Source organism: Bacillus sp. AFS073361, from assembly GCF_002567005.1.
GTDB lineage: Bacteria > Bacillota > Bacilli > Bacillales > Cytobacillaceae > Neobacillus.
Genome location: NZ_NUZU01000003.1, coordinates 1 through 19,238 on the forward strand (window position 1 = coordinate 1; position 19,238 = coordinate 19,238).

Annotated in this window: 17 protein-coding genes; 14 read left to right on the forward strand and 3 right to left on the reverse strand. The window is 38.2% G+C overall.

What is annotated here, in order from left to right:
- The 7 genes from COJ96_RS01385 to COJ96_RS01415 all read left to right on the forward strand — a co-directional run.
- The coding region (locus COJ96_RS01385) for a transposase (RefSeq protein ID WP_098571217.1) at window positions 1–1,050 on the forward strand (1,050 nt) is incomplete at its 5' end.
- A 247-nt stretch (window positions 1,051–1,297) separates the two neighbouring features.
- Entirely contained in the window at window positions 1,298–1,429 is a 132-nt protein-coding gene (locus COJ96_RS01390; RefSeq protein ID WP_026567322.1) for an FbpB family small basic protein, read from the forward strand.
- A 67-nt stretch (window positions 1,430–1,496) separates the two neighbouring features.
- The gene (locus COJ96_RS01395; protein WP_026567323.1) at window positions 1,497–1,637 is read left to right on the forward strand and encodes an acid-soluble spore protein N; all 141 of its coding nucleotides are present in this window, start codon (window positions 1,497–1,499) and stop codon (window positions 1,635–1,637) included.
- Between the two features lie 124 nt (window positions 1,638–1,761).
- Window positions 1,762–1,992: a small acid-soluble spore protein Tlp gene (gene tlp, locus COJ96_RS01400; RefSeq protein WP_098571218.1), complete on the forward strand. Its 231-nt coding sequence runs from the start codon at window positions 1,762–1,764 to the stop codon at window positions 1,990–1,992.
- A gap of 96 nt (window positions 1,993–2,088) precedes the next feature.
- Complete coding sequence (locus COJ96_RS01405) at window positions 2,089–4,422, forward strand: AAA family ATPase (RefSeq protein WP_098571219.1); 2,334 nt, start codon at window positions 2,089–2,091, stop codon at window positions 4,420–4,422.
- A gap of 28 nt (window positions 4,423–4,450) precedes the next feature.
- Window positions 4,451–4,879 (forward strand): acyl-CoA thioesterase, encoded by a 429-nt coding sequence (locus tag COJ96_RS01410; RefSeq protein WP_098571220.1) that lies wholly within the window; start codon window positions 4,451–4,453, stop codon window positions 4,877–4,879.
- Window positions 4,880–4,932: 53 nt separating this feature from the next.
- Complete coding sequence (locus tag COJ96_RS01415) at window positions 4,933–5,250, forward strand: hypothetical protein (RefSeq protein WP_098571221.1); 318 nt, start codon at window positions 4,933–4,935, stop codon at window positions 5,248–5,250.
- Window positions 5,251–5,272: 22 nt separating this feature from the next.
- On the opposite strand, the gene COJ96_RS01420 is transcribed toward COJ96_RS01415, so the two are convergent.
- The 3 genes from COJ96_RS01420 to plsY all read right to left on the reverse strand — a co-directional run bounded on the left by COJ96_RS01420 (window position 5,273) and on the right by plsY (window position 8,000).
- On the reverse strand, window positions 5,273–6,076 hold the full coding sequence (locus COJ96_RS01420) for a CPBP family intramembrane glutamic endopeptidase (RefSeq protein WP_180229940.1): 804 nt from the start codon (window positions 6,074–6,076) through the stop codon (window positions 5,273–5,275).
- A gap of 44 nt (window positions 6,077–6,120) precedes the next feature.
- A complete protein-coding gene (locus COJ96_RS01425; protein WP_098571223.1) occupies window positions 6,121–7,272 on the reverse strand; it encodes a CapA family protein in 1,152 nt (383 codons plus the stop codon).
- Window positions 7,273–7,400: 128 nt separating this feature from the next.
- Complete coding sequence (gene plsY, locus COJ96_RS01430; protein ID WP_098571224.1) at window positions 7,401–8,000, reverse strand: glycerol-3-phosphate 1-O-acyltransferase PlsY; 600 nt, start codon at window positions 7,998–8,000, stop codon at window positions 7,401–7,403.
- A gap of 308 nt (window positions 8,001–8,308) precedes the next feature.
- On the opposite strand from plsY, the gene COJ96_RS01435 reads away from it, so the two are divergent.
- The 7 genes from COJ96_RS01435 to COJ96_RS01465 all read left to right on the forward strand — a co-directional run bounded on the left by COJ96_RS01435 (window position 8,309) and on the right by COJ96_RS01465 (window position 19,147).
- The gene (locus COJ96_RS01435) at window positions 8,309–9,247 is read left to right on the forward strand and encodes a GGDEF domain-containing protein (protein WP_180229941.1); all 939 of its coding nucleotides are present in this window, start codon (window positions 8,309–8,311) and stop codon (window positions 9,245–9,247) included.
- Between the two features lie 89 nt (window positions 9,248–9,336).
- Window positions 9,337–9,753 (forward strand): CoA-binding protein, encoded by a 417-nt coding sequence (locus COJ96_RS01440; protein ID WP_098571226.1) that lies wholly within the window; start codon window positions 9,337–9,339, stop codon window positions 9,751–9,753.
- Between the two features lie 292 nt (window positions 9,754–10,045).
- Window positions 10,046–12,025: a DNA topoisomerase IV subunit B gene (gene parE, locus COJ96_RS01445; protein WP_098571227.1), complete on the forward strand. Its 1,980-nt coding sequence runs from the start codon at window positions 10,046–10,048 to the stop codon at window positions 12,023–12,025.
- Window positions 12,022–14,460 (forward strand): DNA topoisomerase IV subunit A, encoded by a 2,439-nt coding sequence (gene parC, locus COJ96_RS01450; RefSeq protein WP_098571228.1) that lies wholly within the window; start codon window positions 12,022–12,024, stop codon window positions 14,458–14,460. The genes parE and parC overlap by 4 nt, the downstream gene beginning before the upstream one ends.
- 98 nt (window positions 14,461–14,558) lie before the next feature.
- Window positions 14,559–15,317, forward strand: coding sequence for a hypothetical protein (locus COJ96_RS01455; protein ID WP_098571229.1), 759 nt, complete (start codon window positions 14,559–14,561; stop codon window positions 15,315–15,317).
- Between the two features lie 201 nt (window positions 15,318–15,518).
- Entirely contained in the window at window positions 15,519–17,246 is a 1,728-nt protein-coding gene (locus COJ96_RS01460) for an ABC transporter ATP-binding protein (RefSeq protein ID WP_098571230.1), read from the forward strand.
- Complete coding sequence (locus COJ96_RS01465) at window positions 17,243–19,147, forward strand: ABC transporter ATP-binding protein (protein ID WP_098571231.1); 1,905 nt, start codon at window positions 17,243–17,245, stop codon at window positions 19,145–19,147. Before COJ96_RS01460 ends, COJ96_RS01465 begins: the two co-directional genes overlap by 4 nt.
- Window positions 19,148–19,238 lie beyond the last annotated feature (91 nt).

Below are 19,238 nucleotides of genomic sequence, written 5' to 3' on the forward strand. Positions count from 1 at the left end.
ATCAAAAGTAAATCCATTATTGTAGATGCCACCCATACAAAAGCTCGCTACAATCAAATGACACCAAGAGAAATACTGATGGACCGTTCTAAGAAGCTGAGAAAAGCTATTTATCAGATAGATGAATCTATGAAAAATAAGTTTCCTGTCAAAAATACAACTGATGTTTTAGAAGATGAAATCGCTTATTGCCAGGAACTTATTGACGTGATTGAAAAGGAAGAAACTCTTATCGAGTATCCAAAAGTAAAGGAACAGTTAAACCTTTTAAAAGAAACAGTTACCGACGATATCGAACATTTACAAAGCTCTGATGATATGGATGCAAAAGTAGGTCATAAAACAGCTGATACATCCTTTTTTGGATATAAAACTCACATTGCGATGAGTGAAGAAAGAATTATTACCGCCGCAACAGTTACGACAGGGGAAAAAAATGACGGAAAGCAATTAGAATCCCTGATTGAAAAAAGCATTAAGGCTGGTCTGAAAGTTGAGACTGTTATTGGTGATGCAGCGTATTCCGAAAAAAGTAATATCGAATTTACAAAAGAAAATAATATAAATTTAGTAGCCAAATTAAACCCTTCGGTAACTCAAGGTTTTCGTAAAAAAGAAGACGAATTTGAGTTCAATAAAGATGCTGGAATGTATGTTTGTAAAGCTGGTCATATGGCTATAAGGAAAGCACGTCAAGGTAAAAAAGGTATCGCAGCTAATCAAGTTGACACATATTATTTTGATGTAGAAAAGTGTAAAAATTGCCCATTTAAGGATGGCTGTTATAAAGAAGGAGCTAAAAGTAAAACTTATTCTGTGACTATTAAATCAAATATACATACAGAACAGGAACAATTCCAAGGAAGCGACTATTTTAAGGAAAAATCGAAAGAACGATATAAAATAGAAGCAAAAAATAGCGAATTAAAACACAGACACGTGTATAATGTTGCAAAATCCTCGGGTCTAGTTGGTATGCAATTGCAAGGTGCCATGGCAATATTCACCGTGAATTTAAAAAGAATATTGAAACTAATAGATCAAAGGTAAGAGTAAAATATAGTCTTAATGAATAAAAAAGACGACTTAAAATTCATATTTAAGAATTTTTAAGCCGTCTTTTTTTGTCGTGATTTAGAAATTTTCGAGAAACCGAAGGTTTTTCAGTGCCCTCGATGATTCCAATGTCTTTTTTAGTGTGAAAGGCTTTTCTTTAAAATTTTCAAAAAGTTGTAATAATTGCAACCGTTTCCGGGCATAATAACTGTTAGAATAGGAACTAAGGACGGTGATACCGATGAGAAAACCAAGAAAACGCTCATTTGCTGAGCTAGTATCTGAAAATAAAACACAACTATTAAAAGATCGCGCTGCGATGGAAAAGATTGAACAGCGCTTAGAAGAAAAACGTCTCGGTAAAGCAGAATAACTAAAAAAGTTTACCAATCATGTTTTCCTCCCACTAGGACAAAATGTAAATAAGGAGGGATCATGACATGGGTAAAAAATATCAAACGAAACGTTTTCAACCAGATCACGTGGGAACACAACCACGTGGCTTTAGCGGGAATAAAGGAAAGAAAATGAATGATACTTCAGGCGAACACGCCCAAGTAATACAAACAAAAGGTGAATAACAATGAATTTAAGACTTGACTGGTAAAACCAGCAAGTCTTTTTTGTTTTTAAAAAATTCTTGTTTATTTTTTTCAGTCCGAAACAAACTATATCTGTACCAATTACACCCTAGGAGGAAATACAATGGCCTATAATAACAAACCGAATCCAGATGACCGCAGTGATAACGTTGAAAAGCTGCAAGCAATGATTCAGAATACTGAAAATAATATTGAAGCAGCGGAAGAATCATTAGCACTTACCGACAGCGAGACACAACGCCAAGAAATTGAGGCGAAAAACGAACGCCGTCGGGAAAGCATTGACTCCTTCCGGTCAGAAATTAAAGATGAAGCACACAACCAACAAAGCTGAAATCGAGGGCAGACCTGTTCATTGTGGACAGGTCTTTTGTTTAGGTATGGAGTGATTGTTATGGTAAGATAGAAAGGAAATTTTGAAGAAGAAGTGATGATTTTGAGACAAATTGTAAACCAGCACATTAATAATAATGAGGAAAAACTCAAACGATGGGAAATGGAACTAAATCAAAATGGTTCGATTTCTAATGAAAGTGCATTAATTTCTGCGTTGACAGATGAATCCAATCCTGTCACCTTATCAAAACTGTTAACAATTGCCGCTCTCTCGCGGATTGGCCGAAATGAACAGGATAAAATGGCTGCAATTTGGATGGAAAGAGCACTTAATTTAAATCCAAATAATCAAGCGGCTAGAGAATATATGTTACAAAAGGATTGGAAAAAATTAGCCGATATACTCTTGCCTCTTACATTTCCTGCAATGCGAGAAACAGATAACCGGACGGCAAAAAAGAAAACAGCCGAACAGTACATAGAAGTATGTCAAAATTTTTTAAATAATGCAGACAAAATACAAACAGATTTAGCCGCAAAAAGAGAATTCTCTGCAACCTTGAGTACGAAGGAAGTGTATCAACGGTATAATCAGATGTTTGAATTATACTCTGCTGCAATTGATGAAACAGGCAAGCTATTAAAGGCCGTAGAGGAGTATGACCAATCAATTACAGGTGTTTTCCATACCTCCACCTATTATGATGATTTAAAATTGCATTTATCCAATTTAGATGAAATCAAAGAAACTTGGCAAAAGCAATTTTACGAAGAAAACATACAATCTGTCACCGATCAAATCAATGCATTAGATCAACTAAATGATATGGTTGGAATGGAGTTTGTCAAGAATCGGGTAAATGACTTTTACCGCTTTCTCAAGTATCAAAAAAAGCGGAAAGATTTAGGATTTCAAATGCAGGACGATTTGAGTCTAAATATGATTTTAACAGGAAATCCGGGAACAGGGAAAACCACACTTGCCCGCTTATTAGCAAAAATTTATCATGAGTTAGGAGTCCTGCCTCGAGAGGAAGTGATCGAGACCGACCGCTCCCAGCTTGTGGGTTCCTTCGTTGGACAAACCGAAGAAAATGTCCGCACCGTTGTGGAACGCTCCATTGGTGGTGTGTTATTTATTGATGAAGCATACAGTTTGAAGCGCGAGGGTCAAACAGGAAATGATTATGGTCAAGCTGCCATTGATACGTTAGTTTCCCTGATGACTGGAAGTGAGTTTGGCGGGAGATTTGCAGTTATTTTGGCTGGCTATCCCGAAGAAATGCGCACCTTTTTGGATGCAAATCCAGGGTTACGCAGTCGCTTTCCACAGTCAAACCTCATTCATTTACCTAATTATTCAAATGAAGAGTTAATAAAAATAGCTGAAAAAGTTTCAGCAGATAATGATTATTTCCTTAGCGACGAAGCGAAAATTGAAATTAATCATCGACTAGAGCGTGAGCGGGTGGATGATACCTTTGGAAATGCACGAACAGTCCGCAATATCGTCATCGATGCGATTTTCAAAAAGGGCTCTAATAAGGAAGTCTCTGACGATAATATCCTTGAATTTATGTTATTGAATCAAGAAGATTTTCTAATCGCAAAAGAAGAAGTTGAAGAATCCCCTTATGAAAAATTAGACCGGCTTATTGGTTTAGACGAATTAAAGATGGAAATGAGGTCATTGATTTCCTTTGTTAAGATGCAGCAATACCGGTCGGAAAAAGGGCTTTCTCCAGTGCCTATTCAATTACATGCGGTTTTCACCGGCAATCCTGGAACAGGAAAAACAACCGTAGCTAAGATTTATGCAGAGCTTTTAAAGGACTGCGGTATGTTAAAACGAGGTCATCTAATTGTCGCAAGCAGAGCAGACTTTGTGGCAGGATATGTAGGACAAACTGCCGGAAAAACGAAAAAAAAGATTAAAGAAGCTCTTGGGGGAGTCCTATTTATTGATGAAGCCTATTCACTTTTCAGTTCGACCTCAGGAGATTTTGGTAAAGAAGTCATCGATACACTAGTTGATGAAATGACAAAGCACAATGAAAACTTAGTGGTAGTCCTGGCGGGTTATCCACATGAAATGGACCTGCTATTAGAAAGTAATCCAGGGCTTCGCTCAAGGTTTAAAAAGTTCTTCTTATTTCCAGACTATTCTTCTGAAGAACTGCTTGAAATTATGACTGTATATGCAGAAAGTTATCAATACCAGTTATCAAGTGAGGCTAAAGGGCTGTTATTGAGTAAAATGGATCAAGAATCCTTTAAAGGAAATGGGCGTTTTGCTACTAATATGGTGGATGAAATGATTCAAGCACAGGCCTCAAGGTTAATGGAAGTGGAAGATGGGGAAGATCTTTTTGAAAAGTCACTCCTGCTTGAGGTTGAAGATGTAATAAAGGCGATCAATAAAATGTAATGACCAATCGAAGAAAGGGTGAGGGCCCATGGAAAACTATTTTATTTCAACTCGAGAAATTCAACTCTATTATGCGGACACGGATATGATGGGAGTCATTTACCACGCTAATTATCTTAAATTCTTTGAACTTGGCAGAACTGGGTTTATTGAGGACCTAGGCTATAGTTATCTCGCAATGGAGGAGTCAGGTTATTTTGCCCCAGTATATGATGTCCAAGCGACCTATAAAAAACCGTTACGGTATGGTGATCGAGGTTTTGTAAAAACTTGGGTTGAATTAAATGACGGCATCAAAACGGTATATGGTTATAAGGTTGTAAATGGTGATGACGAGATATGTGTGGAGGGGAAGACCACACACATTATTGTTAAGAAAGATAACTTTAGACCGACTTCCTTCAAAAAAGCCTTCCCAGAGTGGTTCTTAAAATATGAAGATATTAAGAAAAAATAAACAATTTATAACACATGTGAGGGCATAAGTCTTTTAGGAATGGGGTGACTTAGATGGCTTTTGGAATCAAACGGCAGGAAGTCATCGAGTGGAAGAGAAAAATTGATAATGGAGAATTAGCTTTTTTAACCCATTATTGGTTAGATGACCGCTTTCCAGGATGCAATACGGTAACCAAGGTTGGTTGTAACAATCTTGAGCAATTAGCAGCATGGGGACAAAAACATGGATTAAAAAAAGAATGGATTCATGTTCGTAAGGATGGTTATTCTCATTTTGATTTACTTGGTGAGCGCCAACGAGACATTTTACATAAAGAAGGATTGTTAGAACATATTTGGAAAAAGAATCAGGGCACACTTGAAGAGTAATCATCTTTAAGTGTGCTTTTTGCTATGAACCAAAATATACAGGGATGGACATTACCCCGTTTAGTAGCAAGATGGTTGTGACGTATGTATGTGCAATCATCGCAGGAAGAACACTTCGTGATTTGACCGTTAAAAAAGCTAACATGAATCCTAGAAAAATATAAATCATATATATTATTACTGAAAAACCAAACATGGTGGTGTTGATACCGAAAGCGATGCTCGTAATGACTATCCCAATTGGTTGCGAGGTATGTCTGATCAGTTTCGGGAGAAGGATTCCACGCCATAATATTTCATCAAGAATCGCATTTACCAATGCGAATAACAAAATCAATAGAAACGGAAGCCAATGCAGGCCATCTTTTTGAAATTGTAGTGTGATACCTAAAAATAGAACAGCCATTAGTGCAAATATAAGAACAAATCTCTTAAAGGAAAAAACAATTTTAAAAGGAAGTTGAATTTCTTCAGTGAAAATCGGCCGGTGAAAGTAAGGCGTTATTTCTTGGTTAAACTGCTTAACCACAAAGCTAATCATTAAAATAGGAATCAACAATAATAATTGACTCATCATGATAAGCAAAAAAGGAGATAAATGAAAACTCTCAATAAAATGATCCATGTATCCAAGCAAGAGATTTCCGAGAAAAAATGAAATAATCATCCAACCAAAAAGGCGATTCTCTTCTTTTAAAAAAACAATGATTAAAAATAAACCAATTAATAACACAAAAAAAGGATTGTAAAATCCTCTCGTAAATAGAAACATCATGAGTAAAAAATACCCGGAAATCCAGAGCCCTTTCCGCTTTATCCATTCCATCCGATCTTCTCCTGTCATTCATCTGAGAATAAAAAGGCTCCGTTTTAACGGAGCCACTTCATCATGTGATCTTGAATTTCCGTGTACTTTCCTTTGGCATTACGAAGACCAAATGAACCTGCATTTTCTAAAGGGATTACACGGAAATTATGATTTCTTTTACTAGCGACATAGGTGGGATAAAAATACGGGTTCGATAACTCAATCGAGTTTCCATTACCTGATATATGTTTTGTAATGCCAATCGTAGCTAAACCACCAATATCCTTATAATCATTACGTTGTGATGAGATAAAATTTCCTAATGAATAGACAACAAACGCTTTTCTTCCATCCTTTGTTTTGATCCATTCCATGGGTTGAAGAACATGCGGATGGGATCCAAAAATAATATCGACACCTTCATTTGCGAGAAATCTGGCCAAATCCTTTTGTTCTTTGTTAGGCATTCGGTGGTACTCATCTCCCCAATGGATACTCATAACAATGACATCGGCTTCCTTTTTGGCGCGATGAATCTCATCACGCATCGTTTCACGATTTATAAGATTGACGAGAAAATCCTTTCCGTTTGGAACCGGGATTCCGTTCGTTCCGTATGTATAGGAGAGAAAAGCAATCTTTATCCCATTTTTATTTAAAATCCGCAACTTTTGGCGGTCCTTTTCATCAAGGAAGCTTCCAACGTGAGGTAAACCAATACTTTCTAAATAGTCAGCCTCTGACTTAATCCCTTTTTCACCTTTATCTAAGGTATGATTATTGGCAGTAGATACAATATCTACTCCTGTGTGTACAAGAGCATCTGCCAACTCGTAAGGACTATTAAACCGTGGATAACCAGCAAGCCCTAATGTTTTTCCGCCTATCGTGCTTTCTTGATTGGCAGTTAATACGTCTGGTTTTTTTAATAGAGTTTTTACGTTCTCAAACATCGGGTCAAATTCATATGTAGCTCCATTAAAGGCATCTTGATATACATTATCGTGAATAAGAATATCTCCAATAGCTCCAATGGTTATTTTTTCTGTCATTTCTCGATTGACCAGCAATGAAGAACGGGTTTGAAGATTTTTTGCCGGTAAAACCTTTTGTTCATCCTCGGTCGTGTTTTGCCATTGTTGAATAAAAAGGAATGATGCTAAAGCAATACAAACAAAAATAATTATAACTGAAGGTAGGGCATGCCTTTTCATAATTACTCCTTATCTTTTATCTGATAATTATACTATAGTATATTCTTGTATAATTTTAAAACTATTCTTTGCTTAATTAGGAGTTTTTAACATATAAAAAAGAACCGAAAAATCCCGGTTCTTTTTTGCTATAGCCATTTAATCTTGGGCTCGGTCTTATTCATAATTCGTTTAATATTTGCTCGGTGACGATAAATGACAAACGACGCAAGGAACAGGACGACGATGAGAAGAGGGATGTCCCATTCACCAACTACCCCTGAAACAATGGCAAACATCACGGCTGTAACCCCTGCAACCATCGATGATAAGGAAACATATTTTGATAGGTATAAACTAATAAAAAAGAAAATTAATACAGTAATAAACATATAAGGTGCATAAAACAATACGACACCACCAGAGGTAGCAACCGCTTTTCCGCCACGAAACCCGGCGAAGATTGGATAGGTGTGTCCGACGACTGCAAAAATACCTGCCAATAATGGGTTTATATCAACTTGGAAGAGATGCGGCAAAGCGGCAGCTAAGGTCCCTTTCAGGATGTCAGCAAGTGTAACGACTAATCCAGCTTTCACACCGAGGGTACGAAAGGTATTGGTTCCTCCTAAATTTCCACTCCCATGTTCACGAATATCTGTTTTATAAAAAACCTTTCCGATAATTAAACCAGAGGGGATCGAACCAAGTAAATATGCCAGAATAACTACTAAAATAATTTGAATCATTAACAAATTCTCCTTCTACAAAAAGATCCAGTCCTTCTATTTTACCATGGAATTAAGAAAAAACACTATTAATCCTTTCACATGTTCTTGCTTTTTTGATTAAGGTCAAAAGTAAGAACAAATAGAGTCAAATTTATTACGAAAATAAGGAGAATTTTCAAACCATTTGTTAATTCATTGAAAGCCTTGCATGGAGTCAATATAATTTAGATAAAATCATAGAAATACATACTAAACCGGCCCAAGTTTCGTAATCAATGGTCGGTTTTATCATATTATCCTGAATGATAGAAAGAGGTGCTTCAAAAGTGGCGGCTAATAATCACCCATACTTAACTTACCAATACAAAGATGTGAAACAGCATGAAAAAGAAATATCCAAACAAAAGAAGTTAACGAGAGCTTTAATGAACTTTCAAAATCACCTAATCTTTGTGATTGACAACGAGGAGATTATCGAATTCAATCAAGCTTTTATTAATTTTACTCGAATTAGTAAGGCCCAGACACAGCAATCTATATTGAAATACCTCTCTAGTTTTTTTGTAGATGATGCCAATTATTTTTATCCAATCGACAAAAGTAGATGGTTTGAAGAAATCATCGAAACGGGGAAAAACTCTGTAAATATGCACTGGATCAACAGCAGTCGTGAAGAGAGTTACTTTAATTTACAGTATGAGTCCATACCGGGTTCAAACCAATACTTATGTGTCTGTATGGATATCACTCATTTAGATAATGAGAAGAGTGGGAACAGACAATTATTCCTAATGGATTCTTTAACATACAGTATAAACCAATTGGAAATGAATGCGATCTTAGAAGTGGAAATGAGGCGAGCAGAACGATTAAACCAGGCCTTATCGATGATTATCATGGATATTGATTTCTTTAAACAGGTGAATGAACAGTTCGGGTATGATGCAGGTGATAAAGTACTCTCTACTATTTCCATCATCGTTCAACAACGGATTCGCGAATCAGATATTTTTGTCCGTTGGGGTGGAGAAGAATTCATATTACTCACTCCTGGTACCGACGGAAATGGGGCACAGGAATTAGCAGAATCCATCCGTTCAATTATTGAGGAATTTCACTTTGAGAATATCGATCAAATCACTTGCAGCTTTGGAATCTCCGTGTTTTCTAAAGGGAAAGCGAAAGAGGAGTTAATTTTGGAGGCGAATCATGCACTGTCTATTTCAAAAGACCGTGGAAGGAACGGTGTAACTCTTTACAACTAAGAAGTAAAGATTGAGACCCTTTAAGCTGTTTATTATGTTTTTTTGAAAAAATAGGTAAAATAAAGAAAAAGACCCTAGGAGTGAATATGATGACTATTGAAAATCCAAGTCGCAATGAAATTGGTAATATTTTAAAAAAGGCAAAAAGAATTGCGGTAGTTGGTTTGAGTAATAATCCTGAACGAACTTCTTACCAAGTGTCTGAAGCGATGCAAAAAGCTGGCTATGAAATTATCCCGGTAAATCCCACAATTGATTCTGCATTAGGAGTAAAGGCTGTTGCATCTCTCAAAGATATCGAAGGACATGTGGACATTGTTAATGTTTTCCGCAGGTCAGAACAATTGTTCGATGTAGCTAAGGAGTTTGATGAGATTGATGCAGATATCTACTGGGCACAGCTTGGCCTTGAAAACGAAGAAGCCTATGAATTCTTAAAAAACAAGGGATATACGGTTATAATGAATCGTTGCATTAAAGTCGAACATGCGATATCTAAAGCTTAAAAATCGAACCCTAAAACTGCTAATATTTAGCAGTTTTTTTATTTTTAACTCGCTTCAAACCGATGATTATATTATTACAAAAATATGTTGTTTAAAATTACGTATTTGCTAAATCGAAATAAATCGCTACAATATAGCATAGACGCCGCAAGATTTATGTTAAAATAAGAAGCGGCAAACATTGGTTCTATTTTTTAATTTTATAAAAGATTATATAAAGAATGACTAATCAATTAGTTCATGAGCAATTAGAAGGATACTTCTTTTTGTAGGGAATGAAAGGGGTATTTTAGTGGCAAGAAATCAGCAAGTTTTTGATTATAATGATGATGCCATACAGGTACTTGAAGGTCTTGAGGCGGTTAGGAAACGTCCAGGAATGTACATTGGCAGCACTGATTCACGCGGTCTCCATCATCTTGTTTATGAGATTGTCGACAATTCTGTCGATGAAGCTCTTGGTGGATTCGGTGATCAAATCATTGTAAAAATACACAAAGATAATTCTATTAGTGTAAATGACCGTGGACGCGGAATGCCTACTGGTATGCACAAAATGGGGAAACCAACACCAGAGGTTATATTAACAGTGCTTCATGCCGGCGGTAAATTTGGCCAAGGCGGTTATAAAACAAGCGGCGGTTTGCACGGTGTAGGGGCATCTGTTGTTAATGCCTTATCAGAATGGCTAACTGTCACCATTAAACGGGACGGTTTCGTATATGAACAGCGTTTTGAAAATGGGGGAAAACCGATAACAACCCTCGAAAAAATCGGCAAAACCAATCAAACGGGTACAACGATTCATTTCAAGCCAGATCCAACTATTTTTTCAACGACCACTTTTAATTTCGAAACGTTATGTGAAAGGTTAAGGGAGTCAGCCTTCTTGTTAAAAGGTTTGAAAATCGAAATTATAGATGACCGAAATGATTTCCATGAAATCTTCCATTATGAAAATGGGATTGAAGCATTCGTTGCCTATTTAAACGAAGAAAAGGATGTCCTCCATCCAGTTGTCAGTTTGGAAGGATCCCAGCATGGAATTGAAGTGGACTTTGCGTTTCAATTTAATGATGGCTATTCTGAAAATGTCCTCTCCTTTGTCAATAATGTCCGCACAAGAGATGGCGGTACCCATGAAGCCGGGGCAAAAACTGCGATGACAAGAGTATTCAATGATTATGCTCGTAAGGTATCATTCTTAAAAGACAAAGACAAAAACCTTGATGGCGCAGATATCCGTGAAGGATTATCGGCAATTATCTCCGTTCGAATCCCGGAAGAATTGCTCCAGTTTGAAGGACAAACAAAAGGGAAATTAGGAACAAGTGAAGCTAGATCAGCCGTCGATTCAGTTGTTTCTGAACACCTCTCCTATTTTCTAGAAGAGAATCCTGATATTAGCTCCCTTCTTATCAAAAAATCAATCAAAGCCTATCAAGCAAGAGAGGCAGCCAGAAAAGCACGTGAGGACGCACGCAGCGGAAAAAAACGCAAGCGTTCGGATGCTGTCTTATCTGGTAAACTAACACCTGCACAATCACGTAATCCGCAAAGAAACGAAATCTACCTGGTTGAAGGTGATTCTGCGGGAGGCTCAGCGAAACAGGGACGTGACCGACGTTTTCAAGCAGTTCTTCCACTCAGAGGTAAGGTCATTAATACGGAAAAAGCCAAGCTCGCTGATATTTTTAAGAATGAAGAAATCAATACGATTATCCATGCCATCGGCGGCGGAGTCGGTTCCGATTTTAGTGTCGAAGATATCAATTACGATAAAATTGTCATTATGACCGATGCCGATACAGATGGGGCACATATTCAAGTTCTACTGCTTACTTTCTTTTATCGCTATATGAAGCCGTTGTTAGAAGCAGGGAAAGTGTTTATTGCCTTACCTCCGCTTTATAAAGTAAGCAAGGGAACGGGCAAGAAAGAAATTATCGAATATGCTTGGAATGATGATGAACTTCAAGGAGCCATCAAGAAAGTAGGCAGAGGCTATATTATCCAGCGCTATAAAGGACTTGGCGAAATGAACGCCGATCAACTATGGGAAACAACGATGGATCCTGAAACAAGGACGTTGATTCGGGTAAAAATCGATGATGCGGCTAGAGCAGAACGCCGCGTTACCACTCTTATGGGCGATAAAGTTGAGCCGCGCCGTAAGTGGATTGAGACGAATGTCGCATTTGGGTTAGAAGAAGATGACACCATCTTAGAAAATGAAAATATTACGGTCGCCGAGGAGGGTTCTGAAGGATGAGTGCAACTGAAAAATTCCGAGACTTGCCTCTAGAAGATGTCATTGGTGATCGTTTTGGTCGATATAGTAAATATATTATTCAAGAACGAGCCCTTCCAGATGCACGTGACGGTCTAAAACCGGTGCAGCGGAGAATTCTTTATGCAATGCATTTTGAAGGAAATACTCACGATAAAGGTTTTCGTAAATCTGCAAAAACTGTCGGTAACGTTATTGGTAACTACCATCCACATGGTGATTCCTCTGTTTACGAGGCCATGGTACGGATGAGTCAGGACTGGAAGGTTCGAAATGTTCTTGTGCAAATGCATGGTAACAACGGAAGCGTCGATGGTGACCCGCCTGCTGCGATGCGTTATACAGAAGCAAGGCTATCCGCGATTGCCGCAGAATTAATGCGTGATATCGAAAAAGATACGGTTGAATTTATTCCTAACTTTGATGATACTTCCAAAGAACCAACAGTTTTGCCAGCGATGTTCCCAAACCTTCTTGTCAATGGATCAACAGGAATCTCTGCTGGGTATGCAACAGATATTCCTCCGCATCACCTTGGTGAAGTCATTGACGGAGTAATTAAGAGAATGGACCATCCTGATTGTTCCGTAGAGGAACTCATGACGATTATCAAAGGACCAGATTTCCCTACGGGCGGTATCATTCAAGGCATTGATGGAATTAAAAAAGCCTATGAAACTGGTAAAGGAAAAATTATCGTTCGCAGCAAAGCCGACATTGAAGAGGTTCGCGGCGGTAAGCAGCAAATCGTTATTACGGAAATTCCCTATGAAGTGAATAAAGCCAATCTCGTCAAAAAAATGGATGAGTTCCGTCTTGATCGTAAAGTGGAAGGAATCTCTGAAATTCGTGATGAAACAGATCGGACCGGCCTCAGAATAGTTATTGAACTGAAAAAAGATGCCGATTCAGCAGGTGTCTTGAACTATTTATATAAAAATAGTGATCTTCAAGTAACCTATAATTTTAATATGGTTGCTATTCATAAGAAACGTCCGAAATTAATGGGTCTTAGAGAATTATTGGATGCTTATATTGAGCACCAAAAAGAAGTGGTCACAAGAAGATCTCAATACGATCTGAATAAAGCCAGAGAACGACAACATATTGTTGAAGGTCTGATGAAAGCTTTATCGATCCTTGATGAAGTAATTGCTACCATTCGTGCATCTAAGGACAAACGCGACGCGAAGGACAATTTGATTGCAAAGTTTGACTTTACAGAGCCGCAATCAGAAGCAATTGTTTCCTTACAGCTATATCGTTTAACAAACACCGATATCACTGCCCTAAGACAGGAAGCAGAAGAGTTAGCGAAGAAGATCGAAGAGCTTACAAGCATTTTAGCAAGTGAGAAAACTCTTTTCTCCGTTATTAAAAAAGAATTAAAGGACGTAAAAAAACGCTTTGCAGATGAACGGCGTTCGAAGATTGAGGCAGAAATTGAAGAATTAAAAATCAATCTTGAGGTTACTGTCCCAAGTGAAGATGTTATTGTAACGATTACGAAACATGGATACGTAAAACGGACAAGTACTCGTTCCTATGCAGCTTCCAATGGTCAGGATTTAGCAATGAAGGATTCAGACCGTTTATTAGCGCAACTCGAAATGAATACGAAGGATGTCCTGCTTCTCTTCACAAATAAAGGAAACTACTTATTCTGTCCTGTTCATGAGCTGCCAGATATTCGCTGGAAAGACCTTGGACAACATGTGGCTAATATCATTCCAATTGACCGTGATGAAGAAATCATCCAGGCGATTCCAGTCAAAGACTTTGAGGCTGACCTATTCCTTGTCTTTATCACGAAAAATGGCATGGCCAAGAAAACGGAGCTAAAACAGTATAAAGCACAACGATATTCTAAACCACTTGTTGGTATCAATCTAAAGGATGATGATCAAGTAATTGATGTTCATTTAACCGATGGAACAAATGAATTATTCTTGATTACCCACTTAGGATATGCCTTATGGTTTCATGAAGAAGAAATTAGTATTGTAGGTGCTCGTGCTGCAGGTGTGAAAGGGATTAATTTAAAAGAAGATGATTTCGTGATTGGTGGAAAAATCATTCATCCAGACAGTAACGAAACGATCGTTATCGCTACACAGCGTGGAGCTGTAAAGAGAATGAAAATGAAAGAATTTGAAAAAGCTACTCGTGCCAAACGCGGTGTAGTCATTTTAAGGGAACTTAAATCAAATCCACACCGCATTGCAGGATTTGATATTGCCAATGAGCAAGATGTGATTTTTATCCAAACGGAAAAAGGACATCTCGAGGAACTTAATACAATCGATATTCACTACAGTGACCGTTATTCCAATGGTTCATTTATTTTGGATGAAGAGGAAAACGGAAAGGTTACGGCTGTTTGGAAAGTATCTGCATCGGAAAAACCTAGTGAATAAATGATTAAGGGACACTCTAAAAATTAGAGTGTCCCTTTTCATCTTTTTTCCAAAACTGGTTATACTAACAAGTAATAGAGCTTCTGGGAGGTTCATGGATGAAAAAAGAGATGCTTTTGGTCATTGTTTCATTTTTTCTCATGTCACTTACTGCAATTACTGGGGTATATGCGATTGAAGAAACGACAAAAATAATCACTATTTCAAATGAAAAAGCAGATATTACCGGTGACGGAAAAGAGGAAGAAATACTTTTAAAGGGGGTTCCTTATCAGAAAGAGGAGGCATTTTTGGAAAAAATCTATATTGAGATTAATGCTTCAAATGGTAGGAAATACACCATTCCACTAAATAGTGGTGCTAAGGCGGCATTGGAACTTGTCGACTTAAACAATGATGGAGTGAAAGATTTGTTTGCAAGTGTGGTGAAAGGGGGGAATGAACCAACTGTCCAAAATTACTCCTACTCTATTAGGAATTTTGAACAGACGAAACTTTTTCTGCCAGAACCACTTGAAATGGAAAGCCATTTTCTTCATGGGTATAAAGCAGAGATTAAACTCGCCAAAACAGGAAAGTCGTATCTATTTGATTTAAAGGACCGTAAGAAGTATTATAAAAAACTAGGATTATATTATCGTGGCAAGCTAAATGAGCCGACAGAATTAACCGTTAATCCATTTAGCAGTCTCCAACCTATACCTATAGAAAACAATCAAGTGGGGTTACTGGGCGAGCAGAAAATTACCGGGATTGCCAATGCTGACGTGATTGCTACTGTCGAATCAACTTGGTCATTTGACCAAGGTCAGTGGAAGTTAATTCGGATAGTTGTTCATAAAGAACGTAATAAATAGCTGTATTTTATCGACACAGGAGATCCTGTGTTTTTTATTTTCCAAAAATTTGACGAGATTTCCAGACGGGAATATACTTATTCTTGCCAAATTTTATCAAAGGAGTTGGATAAAAAACTCATTTCCATTTAATTGTTCATATTTAGTTCATAAAAATAAGCTACAGTTACTCTTAATCAATTAAAAACGGAGTTGAAGGAATTGATTAAATTAACCAAATTTCTAAAACCATTTCAATTAGCCATTTATCTGGTTTTAGGTCTCGTCCTCTTACAATCATTATCAGAATTATATTTGCCAACGTTAATGTCCGATATCGTTGATAAAGGGGTTGTCAAAGGAGACACGGGCTACATATGGAAAATTGGCGGTTTTATGCTGCTTGTGGCGGCAGGGGGAATGATTTGTTCGATAGCAGCAAGTTTCTACTCAGCAAAAGCAGCATCAGGCTTTGGAAAATTATTAAGAAGCAAAATTTTTTCTCACGTTGGAAACTTTTCACTGCACGAGTTTGATCAGCTCGGAACAGCCTCGTTAATTACTAGAACCACCAACGATATCACCCAGATCCAGCAAGTATTAGTAATGATGCTCCGAATGATGGCGATGGCACCGATGATGTGTATTGGCGGGATCATCATGGCATATTCAAAAGATGCGAAACTTACCCTTGTTCTCGCTGTTGCTCTGCCTGTTCTCGTGCTGGCGATCGTGATCATTGCCAGAAAAGGGATTCCACTTTTTAAAGCGATGCAAATAAAGTTAGATAATCTCAATCGGGTTTTACGTGAAAACTTAACCGGGATTCGTGTCATTCGCTCTTTTAACCGAGTGGAGCATGAGAAGAAGCGTTTTGATGAAGCGAACTGGGATTTAACTGAAACAGCCATTAAGGTCAATAAAATTATGGCCGCAATGATGCCGATTATGATGGTGGTCCTTAACCTTTCCTCAGTCGCGATTGTATGGTTTGGCGGCCTGCGGATTAGCAATGGTCATATGCAGGTAGGAGATATGATGGCCTTCATCCAATATGCGATGCAAATTATGTTTTCGTTCATTATGCTGTCGATGATGTTTGTCATGATCCCAAGGGCATCGGTATCGGCTGTTCGAATCAATGAAGTACTAGAGACAGTTGCAGATATTAAAGATCCTTCATCGTCAAAAGTTGATGAAGGAAAAAAAGGCTTTGTTGAGTTTCAAAAGGTAACATTCAGTTATCCGGGCGCGGAAATGCCAGCCATTTCAAATATCTCTTTTTCAACAAAACCCGGTGAAGTAACTGCCATTATTGGCGGTACTGGGTCAGGAAAATCAACACTCATTAACTTGATTCCGCGTTTTTATGATGTCGATAGCGGGAAAGTCCTTGTCGATGGGATAGATGTAAGGGATATGGCACAAGAAAAACTTCGAGAAAAGATAGGGTTTGTCCCACAGCAATCCGTACTTTTCACCGGATCGATTGCTGAGAACATCCGCTATGGAAAAGAAAATGCCACAGCAGAAGAGGTTGATCATGCTGCTGAAGTAGCCCAAGCGAAAGAATTTATTTCTAATATGCCAGAAGGCTTTGATGCGGTAATCTCCCAAGGGGGAACAAATGTTTCAGGGGGACAAAAACAGCGATTGTCGATCGCTCGAGCCCTTGTACGAAAGCCGGAAATCTATATATTTGATGATAGTTTTTCTGCTTTGGATTTTAAAACAGACGCCAAGTTACGGGCTGCCCTTAAAAACGAAACGGGGAACTCAACGGTATTAATAGTAGCACAGCGTGTAAGCACCATAATCGACGCTGATCAGATTATCGTTCTCGATAACGGTGAAATATCTGGAATTGGGAAACACAAAGAATTAATGGAATCATGTGCGGTTTATCGCGAGATTGTCATGTCACAGCTGTCAGAGGAGGAAATCGCATGAGTAAGGATTCCAATCAAAACCACACCCAAGGGATGGGGACTAGAAAACCTGGCCCTGGACCAGGCGGCGGATTTGGCCCGATGGGCATGGGCATGCCTGTCCAAAAAGCAAAGAACTTTAAAGGAACTCTAAATAGACTTATCAGCTATTTGAAACCATATAAATTACAGCTTTTAGCGGTTTTAATTTCAGCCATTATTAGTACCATTTTTGCGATCGTCAGCCCTAAAATATTGGGGAAAGCGACGACTAAGTTATTCGAAGGCTTGATGATGAAATTTAGAGGAATCCCTGGAGCTAAAATCGATTTTGATTATATCGGTCAAATTATTATTTTACTCATTGGCCTCTATATTCTAAGTGCGATTTTTGCTTATATCCAACAATATATTATGGCGGGTGTCGCGCAAAAGACAGTTTACAATCTTCGGAAAGAGGTAGAAGAGAAACTGAACCGACTTCCGCTTAAATACTTTGATTCACGTACCCATGGTGAAATTCTCAGCCGTGCAATAAATGATGTTGATAATATTAGTACGACCTTACAGCAAAGCTTAACCCAGCTGATTACCTCCGTTGTTACCATTATCGGTGTCATTATCATGATGCTGTCGATTAGTCCATTAATGACGTTGATTGTCATTTTGACACTGCCGATTAGCGGTGTTGCGATTGCAAAGATAGCTAAAAAGTCGCAACAGTATTTTAAAGGGCAACAAAAATCATTAGGCCAATTAAATGGGCATGTGGAAGAGATGTATACCGGTCATAAAGTAGTCAAAGTTTTCGGTCACGAACAGAAATCAATTGAAACATTCGAGGGAATCAATGAAACTCTCTACCAATCCGCTTGGAAGGCACAATTTGTATCCGGCCTGATCATGCCATTAATGGGATTTATCAATAATATTGGCTATGTTCTCGTATCAGTCGTTGGTGGAATCTTGGTAACGAAAAAAGCGATTGAAATTGGTGATATACAGGCTTTTATCCAATATGCACGTCAATTTTCCCAACCGATTGCTCAAACTGCATCGATCGCAAACGTCATTCAATCCACGATCGCCAGTGCCGAACGGGTCTTTGAAATTTTGGATGAAACAGAAGAGGTGCCTGAAGCCATTGATGCGAAGGTGATCGCTAGGCCAAAAGGTGAAGTAACCTTTGAACATGTAAGTTTCGGTTACGAGGAAAATGAACTTTTAATCAAAGATATGGAAATCGATGTGAAACCTGGTCAGACAGTAGCGATTGTCGGACCAACAGGAGCGGGTAAAACCACACTAATTAATTTGCTGATGCGTTTCTATGAAATTAATTCTGGCAGCATACTCATTGACGGAGTCGATACGAGAGAGGTAAAAAGGGAGCACCTAAGAAGTTTATTTGGTATGGTACTGCAGGATACATGGTTATTTAATAGTACGATTTTTGATAATATTGCCTACGGAAAAGAGGGGGCAACAAAGGAAGAAGTGGTGGCAGCAGCTCGCGCGGCAAACGCTGATCACTTTATTCGAACGCTCCCAGATGGGTATGATACGATTTTGAATGAAGAGGCATCCAACATTTCTCAGGGGCAAAAACAACTGTTAACAATTGCTAGGGCGATCCTTGCTAATCCAGCGATACTTATTTTGGATGAAGCGACCAGTAGTGTCGATACGCGAACAGAGGTTCAAATCCAAAAAGCGATGAACCACTTAATGAAAGGGAGGACCAGCTTTGTCATTGCCCACAGATTGTCGACGATTCGAGATGCTGATTTAATCCTAGTAATGAATAACGGAAGTGTCATTGAAAAAGGAACTCACGTGGAATTACTAGAAGAAGGCGGTTTTTATGCAGACCTGTATAATAGTCAGTTTACAGGGAGTAATTCAGTGAAAAATGTAGGTTGAGAGAATGCGTTTGGAAAGCTTACGAACTTTCTGAACGCTTTTTTTATTTTAAATAAGTGTTGAATTATGAAAAAAATTCATTTCGTCTCAT